Source organism: Streptomyces sp. NPDC033845 (genome assembly GCF_055576225.1).
In genome coordinates this window covers 328647-340900 of sequence record NZ_JBVIRI010000006.1, presented here as the reverse complement: position 1 = coordinate 340900, position 12254 = coordinate 328647, and the positions used below count along the sequence as shown (strand labels likewise).

Here is a 12254-nt window from a genome sequence, read left to right as displayed (position 1 = left end):
CCTGCCTTCACCATGAACGGCGATGGCAAGATCATCTCCGGATCCATGTCCGCTGCCGTCGACGCCATCCGCGGCGGCACCGGGAGCCTGGACGTCGTCGTCCTGGCCGGCTCCGCACCCACTTCAGGCAGCCCTACCCCCGAGTGCGACGCGGCCATGGCGCTGCCTGGTGTCAACTCCTGCACCAGCTGGACCCTGACCGCTGCTGCGGACGGCAACAACAACCAGGTGAACACCGACATCCGCAACGCCGAATTCGTCTACTTCGCCGGCGGAGACCAGTGCCGCTACACCGCCTGGAAGGACAGCGCGCTGGAGGCCTCCGTCGAGTCCGTCGTGGCCAAGGGGGGCGGCTCGGGCGGCGGCAGCGCCGGCCACCACGTCAACAGCCCCGTCGTCTACGATGCCTGCAAGGGCAGCGTCACCAGCTCAGAAGCCCTCGCCAACCCGTACGACAGCTACATCACGCTCACCACCGGCATGTTCGACTGGGCGAACTACAGCGGAGTCGTCAACGACTCCCACTTCACGACCCGCGACCGAATGGGCCGCACCATGGCCTTCGTCGCCCGCGCCATCAAGGACGGGCGGACTCCCGGAGGCAAAGCCTGGGGTGTAGGCGTTGAGGAAGGCAGCTCGCTGCTCCTCGACAAGAACGGAACAGCCACCCTCTACGGCAGGGAGGCCTTCGTCGTCCTGGGCGACCACCAGCCGGAACAGGCCACCTCCGGCAAACCCCTGACCTTCTCGGACTACAAGATCTGGCGCCTGGGCCCCGGGCAGACCTATGATTTCAAGAACCGCCCCACCTGCGGCTACTACCTCCGCAGCGTCACGGGCGGAGTCGCCGACCCCGACCTGTACACCGGCACTCCACGGACCGCGTGTTCACCGGCCGGCGACACGTCCGCCCTGGCCGAGACCGAGGCGAACGACACGCGGGCCACCGCCGACGACGCCACCGGCCTCACCTACCCGGCCACGCTGACGGGCAGCATGAAGTCGACCAGCGACCGGGACCTCTTCCGCGTCACCCTCGCAGCCGGCGAGCGAGTCGCCGTCCTCTGCGCCATTCCTGACGCCTACGACGCCGACCTCTACCTCCTGGACTCCGGCGGCAGCACCCTCACCCGGTCGGTGAACGACGGAGCGGGTACCGACGAGAACCTGGCCTTCACCAGGACCGCCACGGGAAGCGGCACCTACTACGTCGAGCTCGACGCCTACCAGGGGTCGAGCAGTTCTCCCTATACGTGCACTCTGACCAAGGGCTGAGTCGCGAGGACGTGTCCGTGATCTCGTAGGTCGTCGGGTGTCATGGGATCCTGAGCCGGCCCTCGGGTAACACTGAGGACCGGTTCAGTGCCTCCTTGCGCTGTGCGACGTCGTGGTTCGCGTCCCGCGCCTTCGGGCTGATCTGCGCGCGGACCAGGAGGAAGAGGACCTTCAACGCGGGTTGCCCCGGGGGGACAGCCGCGTCAGGGGGGTCGCGTTGCGGGGGCGGACGTTCATGGATTCGACCCTGTTCGCGGCGCCGGTCCGGCCCGTCACGTCCGGCATGTGCCGTCGAGCGGCCCTCCCGTCGGTTCCCCGTAGGTGCGGCCAGGGCCGCGGACCCCCGTCCGGATCGCGTGGCTCACTCACGTACGCCCAGGGCCGCTGTGGGACGGTTCCCTCGACGGAGTCGGCTCTGCAGGCCGGCTCTCGGATGTCCGACCGCCGTCCGCCTACGCCCTCACCACCGGCTGAATGATCAACGTCTGACATCGGGTGTCACTTCCATTGGGAGATCCGTCCTTGACCGTCTGACCCTCACCGTCGAAGGAGAGCCAGAGCCTTGCTGGACCCGTTCGAGGTGACACGTGCATTTGTGCCGGGCCGAAAGGGATGCGTCCCCTCGGTGGACTCTGGGGCCGGGCGGCAGATACTGAGGGCATGACGTTCTCCGGGGGTCTGGTCGAGCGGGATGCGGAGCTGACCGCTCTCCGCGATGCGGTCGAGGAGTTGCTGGGCGGCGCGGGCGGCCTGCTGGTCGTGGAGGGGCCGGCCGGCATCGGGAAGACCCGGCTGCTGGACGAAGTGGCCCGGTACGCCGACCGATCGGGTGCCCGAGTGCTGTCGGGCCGTGGCTCCGAGCTGGAGCGGTCGTTCCCGATGGGCCTGATCCAGCAGTTGTTCGCACCGATGCTGGCCAAGGGCTCCGACGAAGAACGTGGACAGTGGCTTTCGGCCGCTGCCGCCCCCGCTTCCGCGGTGGTCAGCGGCGGGGGCCGGTCCGGAGCTGCCACCGTCGAGGACTTCGCGGTCCTGCACGGGCTGTACTGGCTGACCGCCAACGTCTCCCAGGACCGGCCGCTGCTCCTGGTGGTCGACGACGCGCACTGGGTCGATGCGGCGTCGCTGAGGTTCCTGGCCTACCTCCTGCCACGGGTTTCCGAGTTGGCGGTTCTGGTCGCCGTGGGCATGCGGCCCAACGAACCCGGTGCCGAGACGCGGTTGCTCAGCCGGATCTCCGACCACCACATGTCCCGCCAGTTCCGGCCCAAGCCACTGAGCAGAATCGGTTCGGTACGTATGCTCCGCGACCGGCTCGCCAGGGACGCCGATGTGGAGTTCCTCGACGCCTGCCACACCGCCACCGGCGGCAATCCCCTGTTGCTGGACTCACTGGTAAGCGCGGTGGAGGAGGGGTGGGAGCCCATCGCGGAGAATGCCACCCTGGTGGCGGAGGTAGGGGCGCGCGCGGTGTCGCACCGGGTACGGACCCGCCTGGCGGGCCTGCCGCCGGAGGCCACCCGCCTGGCGCAGGCGGTGGCCGTGCTGGGCGAGAGCGCCGACCTCACCACCGTATCGGCGCTCACCGGAATACCCCCTCTCGCTGCGGCCGACGGCATCGGCGCTCTCCAGCGCATCGATCTGCTGCAGACCGAGGACACCGGAGCCGCCCGGGCCGGCAGTCAGCTGCGGTTCGTCCACCCGCTGATCCGCTCCGCCGTCTACGACCTCCTCGACCAGGCAGAGCTCACGCGGGCCCATGAACAGGCCGTCGACGTGCTCCGACGGTCGGGTGCGACCGCGATCCATGTCGCCATCCAACTCCTGCGGACACCCCCGGCCGGTGACCAGCAGGTCGTCGCCCTGCTGCGGCAGGCCGCTTCCGAAGCCCTCCAGCGCGGCTCCGCCGAAAGCGCGCACATGTACCTCCGCCGCGCCCTCACAGAGCCGCCCTCACCACAGGTGCTGACGGAAACCCTGATCGAGGCCGGTTCCGCGGCGATGCAGGTCGACCTCCCCGCCGCCGCCGACTGCTTCGCCCGGGCCCTCGACCTCACCACGGACATTCACCAGCGTGCCCGCCTCGCGGCGACGCTGAGCATGGCCCTGCACTACCTCTTCCGCACCCCCGAAGGCGTGGTCGTGGCCCGCCAGGCCCGCGACGACCTGCCCGCCGACGACAACGACCTGCGCCGCCACCTGGAGGGCAACCTCCTCTGCTTCCCCCCGGCCGCCAGCACCGGGGCGCACCTGTCGCAGTCCCTCCCCGACCTCATCCGGCTCCCGCCCGCCGACACCATCGGGGCACACGCCCTGGAAGCCATGATCGCCGGTCTGGAGGCCTGGCAGTGCGACCCCGCCGCCGTCGCCCACGCGCGCTCGGCCCTCGCCGACGGAAGGCTGCGCCTGTCCAACGCACAGGCCGTGATCTCCGGTGCCTGGCTGAGCCTGCTCGTGGCCGACCACCACCAGGAAGCCATGGACGCCATGGACAGCGCCGTCGACGAGGCCCGCCGCAGCGGATCACTAGCCGCGCTGCCCATCGCCGCCCTCTACCGCCCGGCGTCCTGGTTCTGGCAGGGCCAACTCGCAGAAGCGGAAACCGAAGTACGCGAGGTCCTGCGGTTGATGGACCTCATGCACCACGACATGGCACGCCCGGTGGCGCTCGGCATCTTCGCCTGGATCCTGATCGAGCAGGGACGCATGGACGAGGCCGACGAAGTCCTCCGGCAGGTCGACCCCAAGGACGAGTCGGTGGCGGAGCTCCGGTACTGGCTCGTCGACGCCAAGGCACAGTTCCTCCGTCTGAGCGGAGATCACGAGCAGGCTTACGCCTGCTCACTGAGGTCCGGAGAGATCTACGCCGCACACGCCGGCGACAACCCCGCCTGCCTGGCCTGGCGGTCTGAAGCCGCTCTGAGCCTGCGGGCCATGGACCGGCGGGAGGAAGCCATCGCCCTCGTCGCGGAGGAAGTCGCCCGCGCCCGCCGCTGGGGCGCCCCACGCGCTCTGGGCCACGCCCTGCGCGTACGCGGCGTCGTGACCGGCCCCGCCGAAGGCGTGGACGACCTGCGGGAGTCCGTCCGCCTGCTGGCGGCCGGCTCGGCGCGTCTGGAGCACGCCAAATCCCTCGTCGAACTCGGCTCGGCCCTACGGCACCTGGACCAACGCAACGAAGCCCGCGACCTGCTGAGCGAGGGCCGTGCGATCGCCGAACTCTGCGGAGCCCGCCCCCTCACCGACCGGGCCACCGCCGAACTGGCCGCATCCGGCGGCCGACCCCGCCGCATCCAGGTCTCCGGACCCGACTCCCTCACCCCCAGCGAACGACGCATCGCCGACCTGGCCGCCATCGGCACGAACAACCGCGACATCGCCCAAACCCTGTTCATCACGTCGAAGACGGTCGAGGCCCATCTCACCAGCGCCTACCGCAAGCTCCGCGTCACAAACCGCCAGCAACTCGCCGAAGCACTGACACCCCGAAACCAGCCTCGGCTGGTAGTTGACCCTTCTGAGACTGATCCCGCGTCCGCCAGACGAACAGCAGAACGAGGGTAGTCGGGGCTACCGACTGACTGAGGAGAGCCCGCCGTCGAAGGAGACGTCGAAAGCGTTGAGGGCTGACTCACCGCGCACGGTCCAAGAGGCCCGCCCCTTGCCGGTTGACGCAGCCGAGCTCGTCACCGACGTGCTCCGCGAAGCCCTTCGGGCCCAGGCGCTCGCGGTCACGCGAGGCGCCGATCCGGACCGGGTCGATGCTCGCGGCCGGCACGAACCCGACGATCCCGATCGCTTTCGCCGTCGTCAGGGGCAACCCGTCCAGGTCCTGGTCCGTCACCGCCAGCCGGGTGCCAGTCGCCGCCTCTTGGCCCCGGCCGATCTCGCCCGCTACCAAGGGCCGGCCGTCCAGCTCGCAGGTTTCCGGTTGCGGATCCGGCCCCCGTCCGCGAAATGGGCAGGTGTCGGAGCTAGCGGCCTGCCGTCGGCGTGGCCGTCGGGTGCCACTCTCGGCGCAGGAGGCCGAAAGCCCACGAGTCGGAGACGTCGCCGGCCACGACACAGTCCTCGCCGAGGGTGCCTTCGCGGACGAAGCCGAGCTTCTCCAGGACCCGGGCGGACGCCGCGTTGCGGGTGTCGGTCTCGGCCTGTACGCGGTTCAGGTCCAGGGTGTCGAACGCCCACCGCAGGACGGCGTGCGCGGTCTCCGTGGCGTAGCCGTGGCCCCACGCGCCGGCGTCGAAGACGTAGCCCAGGGACGCACTACGGAAGTCCGGATCCCAGCTGGTCAAGCCGCACCACCCGATGAACGCTCCGTCGCAGGCGCGGTCGGCGGCCACCCGTGCTCCCGTGCCTTCCTCCTCGATCGTCCGGCAGGATGCGATGAAGCGCTGGGCGCGGGCCGGTTCGGTCCACGGCGGAAGTCCCAGTAGCGGTCATGCGGGGCATCCTGCCGCGTCACACCCGCCTCCGACCACCCGGTTATCCCGACCGTCGGGGCGAGTACGTTCCCGGTTACGCCGGACACGCCGCATGGACGGTCGGACGGGGTGCCTGACAGCCGGACCCCATGGCCCTCACCGCCCGCTCCCGGCACACCCGGACCAGCCGACACAGGGCGGCCACGCCCAGGGAGAGGGTCGGTAGACGCGCAGCTGGCCCTGCGCGACGTGCCCGGCGCCGCTGCCGTTGCCGGGGCGCCGGTACCCGTCCCCCCTCGTCGTGGCCGGGACGGGGCGGGGGCGGGCGGTGGAGGTGCACGCGATGGTTCGGGCGATCCTGTGGAAGTGGGAAGCATCCTCCAGCCGCACCACCAGCGGAGTGGGGTACAGGCCGACGACCTCGCCCACGGCCTGGCGGTCACAGTCAAGGACCCTTTCCCCGTCCTCAGCCGGCGGCCGGCCCTCACGGGTGGCCCCCGGCCGCGCAGCGCTTCATCAGCATCTGCGTGTCCGTGACCACCGTTCCGCGGCAAGGGCCGTCGGCGGCTTCGCGGGTGCTGGTTGTGCCCTCAGCCGTTCCGGAGGACCCCATGCTCCGCCGCGAGTGACTCACCGACGTGGCGGGAACCGCCATGGCTCAGGTCGAGGCTTCCGATCTGCTGGCCCAGGGGTTCACCGCCCGGCCGTCCGGCGGGCCCACGGCGTGGGCTTCTCTGCCGGCGGTCCGGTACAGCACGCACTGGCGGAGCGGCCCTTCGGGCACGCTCGGATCCTCGAAGTCGTCGGCCGGGTCGCGGGTCATGCCGATCCGGCGCATCACCGCCTGGGAACGAATGTTGTCCACGGTCGTGGTCGCTACGACTTCCGGCAGCCCGAGGTCATCAAAGCCGTAGGCCAGGCAGGCCAGGGCGGCCTCGGTGGCGTATCCGTGACCCCACGCCGAACGCATCAACCGCCACCCGATATCCACCCCCGCGAACGGCATGTCCTCGTCCACCTCGTCCAAGCCGGCGCGGCCGATGAACTCGCCGGTCTCCCGTACTTCGAGCGCCCACCACCCAAAACCTCGCTCGTCGAACTCGGTCTGCATGAGTGCCACCGCGGCATCGCTCCGCTCCCGCGTCAGCAGTTCCCCCAGGTGTTCTCGGACTTCGGGATCGGCGTTCATCGCCGCCCACGGTTCAAGGTCGGACTCGCGCCACCGGCGGAGCAGGAGACGATCGGTACGCAGCCATGGCATGCCGGCCAGCCAACGCCATCACGACCAGGGTGTCGATCGGTTATGCCGAACCCCGCGGTGCTCGTCAACGCCAATCCCGCACGGAGACCTTCACGACCTGCATCACCCAGCGGGACCCCATCCCCACCGGACTCACCGCTCTCAGCTGCTGCTTCTCGTCCACATGGCTGGCCCTCTCGACGGCGAGAGCGGCCGGAACTCCGACGGGGCTCACCTTCGCCGCCCCCGGGTCCGCGGCCGCAGATCGCGCCCTGTCACCCACCGGACCACCGCGCCGCCCCTTGGCCACCTGACGCCGGTACGCCACCACAAGAGCCACCGGCAGGCCCACGATCAGCGTCGGCACAGCGACCCGCGACGCGCCGAGGGGGCTGCCGCCGTGGGCGTCGCGGTGCCGGAAACACCGGTTCCGGGTTCCTGGTCCCGGGCCCTCCCCGTCGCTCAGCCCTCGCCTCTCGCGGACGGGGGCAGTGGAAGGGAGAACCACACGGCCTTGCCCTCGGCCGTCGGCAGGGTGCCCCAGGCCTCGGCGAGCGAGTCCACCAGGAGGAGTCCCCGTCCGGACTCGGCGTCGTGCGAAGCGAACCGTGCCTGCGGGAGGACCGGGCTGCCGTCGCACACCTCGACGCTGAGTTCCCGCCCCGCCCGCCGGACGCGCAGCTGGACGGGACCGCAGCTGTGGCTCACCGCGTTGGACAGGAGTTCCGAGGCGAGCAGGCAGGCCGTGTCGCAGAGCTGGTCGTCCCGGCTCCCCCACGCCGCGAGGGTGGAGCGCAGGAAGCGCCGGCCCTCGCCGACGCTGCCGGGCTGGGCGGGCAGCACCACGCTCCGCGAGGTCACCGGTGAATCGGGGATGTGCACCAGGAGGAGGGTGACGTCGTCCGAGTTGTCGTCGGCGTCCGGGAGCATCTCGGCGAGGAGGCAGTCGGCCATCGCTTCCAGGCCTTCGGCCTGGGTGCCCCTCTTGGCGAGTGCCACGGCCAGGCTGTCGAGTTGCTCCTCGATGTCGCTGCCCGGCGTTTCGACGAGCCCGTCGGTGTAGAGGGCGAGGACCGAGCCGGGTTCCACGGTGTGGCGGCTCTCGTGGTGCGGTACCTCGCCGACCCCGAGCGGCACGCTGACATCGACGGCCAAGCGGCTCACCTGGCCGTCGGGGGCCGCCAGGAGCACGGGGAGGTGTCCGGCCGAGCAGACCGTCAGTTCCGCGGCGTCCGCGTCGACGACGAGGTAGCAGCAGGTGACGAACTGGTCCGGGAGTTCACTGACCACGGCGTCGAGGGCACGCATCAACTGCCAGGGCGGCATGCCGGTCTTCGCCAGCGCGTGCGAGGCCGAGCGGAGTTGTCCCATGACGGCGGCGGCTTCCAGCCCGCGCCCCATCACGTCGCCGATGATGACGCCGACCCGGCCGCCGCCCAGGGGGATCAGGTCGAACCAGTCTCCGCCCACGCCCGCACCCTGGCGAGCGGGGAAGTACCGGCTCGCCGTCGGCATCCCCGGTACCTCCGCCGGCGAGCCCATGAGGCTGCGCTGGAGGGTGAGGGCGACGTGGCGCTGCTGTTCGTAGAGCTCGGCGAGCTTGTCCTCGGCGGCCTTGCGGTCGCTGACGTCGCGGATGGCCGCCGACACCAGCGTCCCGTCCGGGGTTTCGAGGGGGCTCAGGCTGATCTCGACGGGGAACTCGCGCCCGTCGCGGCACAGGCCGTGCAGTTCCAGCCCGGCGCCCATGGGTCTGACCTGGCGGTCGACGAAGTAGCCCTGCCGGAAGTGGGAGTGATGACCGCGGAACCTCTCCGGCACGAGGACCTCGACGGGCCGGCCCAGGAGATCGGCCCGGGTGTGCCCGAAGAGCGCCTCGGTCTGGGCGTTCACGAGCTGGATCGTGCCGCGATCGTCCACGATCACCATGGCGTCGGGGGCGGCTTCCAGGAGCGCCCGGAACAGCTCCTCGGCCGCCTTGCGCTCGCTCACATCGCGTACGGCCGCCGAGATCAGCAGGCCGTCGGCGGTCTGCAAGGGGCTCAGACTGATCTCGACGGGGAACTCGCGTCCGTCCCGGCGCAGCCCGTACAGCTCCAGCCCCGCCCCCATGGGCCGGACCTGGCGACTGGCCGCGTACCCGAGCCGGTGGCGCGGGTGGAGCCCGCGGAACCGCTCGGGCACCAGGACGTCGATGGACCGGCCGAGCAACTCCTGTCTGGGGTGACCGAAGAGTGCCTCCGTCTGGGCGTTCACCAGCCGGATCACACCGGAGTCGTCCACGATCACCATCGCGTCCGGCGCCGCTTCCAAGAGCGCACGGAAGGGTTCCTCGGCCGTCGTCGTCATGTCGCGCCTCGCACTCGCCGAACACCACCGAAGCGGACATCCGACCACGCCCACGTCACCCGTCGAACCGATTGATCGAAATGCGCAGCCAATTGACCAGATCTGAGCTGCGGAGCGCCACTTCCATGGCACATCTCAGCCGCGAAGAGCACCGACCCGTCAACGGCACGGGCCAGGCAGGGCCGTGGCGTCCAAGCATCGATCGCACGAGAACCGCGACAGCCCCGCAGCCGCCCGCACCTCATCCGGCTTCGCGAGCGGCGGGGTCCGCCGCGTCATGCCCCCTTTCGGCGGCGGTCGCCGTCGCTCCAGGCCCGAGTGTCGCGGGGCTCCACATAGGGCTCCTCGTCCTCGGGCAGCCCGCCGGCGATGGCGCGCTGCCGGCTCATTTCGGCGTCGAACTCCAGACCGAGGAGGATCGCGAGGTTGGTGATCCACAACCACACCAGGAAGATGATCACACCGGCGAGGGTGCCGTAGGTCTTGTTGTAGGAGGCGAAGTTCGCCAGGTAGAAGGCGAAGCCCGCGGAGACGGCCATCCAGATGGCCAGCGCCAGAAGGCTGCCCGGCGTCACCCACGTGAAGCCGCGGCCCTTGGCGTTCGGGGCGGCCCAGTAGAGGATCGCGATCATCATCGTGACGAGGAGGACGAGGACCGGCCACTTCACGATCGTCCACACCGCGACGGCGGTGTCCCCGACCCCCAGCGCGGTGCCGGCCTGCCGGGCCAGGGACCCGGAGAAGACGACGATCAGCGCGCTGGAGCAGGCCAGGACCATCAGCGTGAGCGTGAGGGCCAGGCGCAGCGGGAGGACCTTCCACACAGGTCGGCCTTCGGGGATGTCGTAGACGGCGTTCGCGGCGCGGATGAACGCGGCGATGTAGCCGGACGCCGACCACACGGCGGCAAGGAGCCCGAGGACCGCCAGGAGCGATCCGATACCGGATCGGCCCTGGATCTGCCGGACCGCGTCGCTGACCACATCGCGTGCCGAGCCGGGAGCGAGCTTCCGCAGGTTCTCCAGGACCTCCCGGGTCACGGAGTCTCCCGCCAGGCCCAGCAGGGACACCAGCACCAGCAGGGCGGGGAAGAGGGCCAGGACCCCGTAGTAGGTGAGTGCCGCGGCCCGGTCGGCCAGTTCGTCGTCCCGGAACTCCCGCACGGTGCCGCGCAGCACGGCCCTCCACGACCGCTTCGGCAGCTCGGCGGGACGGTCGGGAGCCCGCTCCGCCACCAGCGGATCCGGGCCCGCCGCGGTCCCGCGGCCGACCGGCGCGCACCGCTCTTCTCCGCCGGGGCTTGGTTTCGAGGTAGATGTCATGTCTGGCGGGTTTCCACCGGGCGGCCACTCATGTCATTCAGCGAAGACCTCTGTCAGGGCGAGCCGGTCAGACGTTCCCGCCCGCCCGCTCCCGGGTCCGGCCGGTGGGTGGCCGCGCCCCGCGCCGGCTGCCGCCGGGAGACCGGCCGTCCACGCCGTCCCGGGGCGGCCACGCGCACGGACGCTGCGTGGCCACGCGGCATCCCGTCGCGTTCTCGGTCGCGCCCGACGAGGACTGGGCCTGGTGCTTCGCGGTTCGGCCCGCCCCCCGGCGGACACCGGCGGACCGTGCGGCGGACCAGGTTCGGCCGGCCGTTCGGCCGCGTCCCCGGGTGTGGCGGGCCGGCAGGCGGTTTACTGCATCCGCCGGTGTGTCCGGTTCGGAAGAGGGGCTGTCGGGTGCCCGGGTGCTGGAGGCGGAGCGATGCGGTGGGATGCGGATGTGACCGTGGTCGGGGCCGGGGCCGCCGGGTTGTCCCTGGCGGTCCGCCTCGTGGAGCCGTTGCCGGACGGTGTTCCCGGGCCCCGGGTGGCCGTGGTCGAGGCCCCGCCGGGGCCACTGCGCCCTCCCGTCCGGACCTGGTGCTACTGGGAGACGGGTGCCGGACCCTACGACCCCCTGCTGACCGCGAGTTGGGACCGGCTGCGCGTGTACGCCCCCGACGGCACGCTGATCGAACGGGCACTCGGGCAGATGAGGTACAAGATGCTGAGGTCGGACCGGTTCGAGGCGGCCATGACCGAGCGACTCGGCTCGTTCGGGGTCGACGTGAGGCGGTTGACGGTCGAGTCGGCGTGCGACGCCGACACAGGAGCGGTGGTCCGTGGCCGTGACGCGTCGGGGGCGGTGTCGGTGCTGCGATCGGGGGTGGTCTTCGACTCGCGGCCGCCACGGCGGCTGCCCGCGGCCCGGACCACGCTGCTCCAGCACTTCCGGGGGTGGTTCGTGCGCACGCGCCGGCCCGCCTTCCAGCCCGGAGCCGCGACCCTGATGGATTTTCGTCTGCCCCAGCCGGTCCGGGGGCTGGCCTTCGGCTACGTGCTGCCGCTGGGCCGGTCCGAGGCGCTCGTCGAGTACACGGAGTTCTCCGCGGCCGCGCTGGACGAGGCGGCGTACGAACGGGCCCTGCGCCACTACTGCTCCGCGGTCCTGGGTCTCGGGGACTACTCCGTGCGGGGGCGCGAGCAGGGGGTGATCCCGATGAGCGACGGTGTCTACCCGCGTCAGAGCGGGAGCCGGGTCCATCTGATCGGGGCGGCGGGCGGGGCCACCCGGCCGTCAACGGGCTACACCTTCGCCGCGATCCAGCGCCAGAGCCGCCATCTCGCCGATGCGGTGCGGGCCGGCCGCTCCCCCGCCCGGGTGCCCGCCGTGCACGGCCGCAGGGCCCGGGCGATGGACGCGGTGCTGCTGCGCGCGCTGGACTCGGGCCGGGTCGACGGCGGGGCCTTCTTCTCCCGGCTCTTCTCGGCGGTGCCGGCCGAGCGGGTCCTGCGGTTCCTGGACGGTGCCACGTCGCCGTGGGAGGACTTCGGGATCGGCCTGCGCACGCCGGTCCTGCCGATGCTGCGCTCGCTCGCCGAACTGCCGCTGCTCGCCCGAACCGTCCCGGCCCCGGCGCCGGGACGACACTGAAAGGCCGC

At 71.3% G+C, this 12254-nt stretch carries 7 protein-coding genes and 1 pseudogene; 3 read left to right on the top strand and 5 right to left on the bottom strand.

The window, feature by feature from the left end:
* Positions 1-12 precede the first annotated feature (12 nt).
* On the top strand, positions 13-1275 hold the full coding sequence (locus ACZ50K_RS16195; protein ID WP_468903068.1) for a pre-peptidase C-terminal domain-containing protein: 1263 nt from the start codon (positions 13-15) through the stop codon (positions 1273-1275).
* A 660-nt stretch (positions 1276-1935) separates the two neighbouring features.
* Positions 1936-4839 carry a helix-turn-helix transcriptional regulator gene (locus ACZ50K_RS16190; protein ID WP_468903066.1) on the top strand — a complete coding sequence of 968 codons (2904 nt, stop codon included), beginning with the start codon at positions 1936-1938 and terminating at the stop codon, positions 4837-4839.
* Positions 4840-4906: 67 nt separating this feature from the next.
* Here ACZ50K_RS16190 and ACZ50K_RS16185 read toward each other — a convergent pair whose 3' ends face one another.
* The 5 genes and pseudogenes from ACZ50K_RS16185 to ACZ50K_RS16165 all read right to left on the bottom strand — a co-directional run bounded on the left by ACZ50K_RS16185 (position 4907) and on the right by ACZ50K_RS16165 (position 10610).
* A complete protein-coding gene (locus ACZ50K_RS16185; RefSeq protein WP_468903063.1) occupies positions 4907-5119 on the bottom strand; it encodes a hypothetical protein in 213 nt (70 codons plus the stop codon).
* Positions 5120-5249: 130 nt separating this feature from the next.
* Positions 5250-5713 (bottom strand): annotated as a pseudogene (locus tag ACZ50K_RS16180) (GNAT family N-acetyltransferase); the annotation flags it as partial.
* A 644-nt stretch (positions 5714-6357) separates the two neighbouring features.
* Positions 6358-6960: a GNAT family N-acetyltransferase gene (locus ACZ50K_RS16175; RefSeq protein WP_468903060.1), complete on the bottom strand. Its 603-nt coding sequence runs from the start codon at positions 6958-6960 to the stop codon at positions 6358-6360.
* Between the two features lie 441 nt (positions 6961-7401).
* Positions 7402-9288 (bottom strand): PAS domain S-box protein, encoded by a 1887-nt coding sequence (locus tag ACZ50K_RS16170; RefSeq protein ID WP_468903058.1) that lies wholly within the window; start codon positions 9286-9288, stop codon positions 7402-7404.
* Between the two features lie 275 nt (positions 9289-9563).
* Positions 9564-10610, bottom strand: coding sequence for a YihY/virulence factor BrkB family protein (locus ACZ50K_RS16165; RefSeq protein WP_468903055.1), 1047 nt, complete (start codon positions 10608-10610; stop codon positions 9564-9566).
* Between the two features lie 424 nt (positions 10611-11034).
* Here ACZ50K_RS16165 and ACZ50K_RS16160 point away from each other — a divergent pair, with 424 nt between their 5' ends.
* On the top strand, positions 11035-12246 hold the full coding sequence (locus ACZ50K_RS16160) for a lycopene cyclase family protein (RefSeq protein ID WP_468903053.1): 1212 nt from the start codon (positions 11035-11037) through the stop codon (positions 12244-12246).
* Positions 12247-12254 lie beyond the last annotated feature (8 nt).

What these genes read in the sequence shown, in the direction of transcription:
- ACZ50K_RS16195 (WP_468903068.1), top strand. Translation starts at nt 13, where the DNA reads ATGAACGGCGATGGCAAGATCATCTCCGGATCCATGTCCGCTGCCGTC.
- ACZ50K_RS16190 (WP_468903066.1), top strand. Translation starts at nt 1,936, where the DNA reads ATGACGTTCTCCGGGGGTCTGGTCGAGCGGGATGCGGAGCTGACCGCT.
- ACZ50K_RS16175 (WP_468903060.1), bottom strand. Translation starts at nt 6,960, where the DNA reads ATGCCATGGCTGCGTACCGATCGTCTCCTGCTCCGCCGGTGGCGCGAG.
- ACZ50K_RS16170 (WP_468903058.1), bottom strand. Translation starts at nt 9,288, where the DNA reads ATGACGACGACGGCCGAGGAACCCTTCCGTGCGCTCTTGGAAGCGGCG.
- ACZ50K_RS16165 (WP_468903055.1), bottom strand. Translation starts at nt 10,610, where the DNA reads ATGACATCTACCTCGAAACCAAGCCCCGGCGGAGAAGAGCGGTGCGCG.
- ACZ50K_RS16160 (WP_468903053.1), top strand. Translation starts at nt 11,035, where the DNA reads ATGCGGTGGGATGCGGATGTGACCGTGGTCGGGGCCGGGGCCGCCGGG.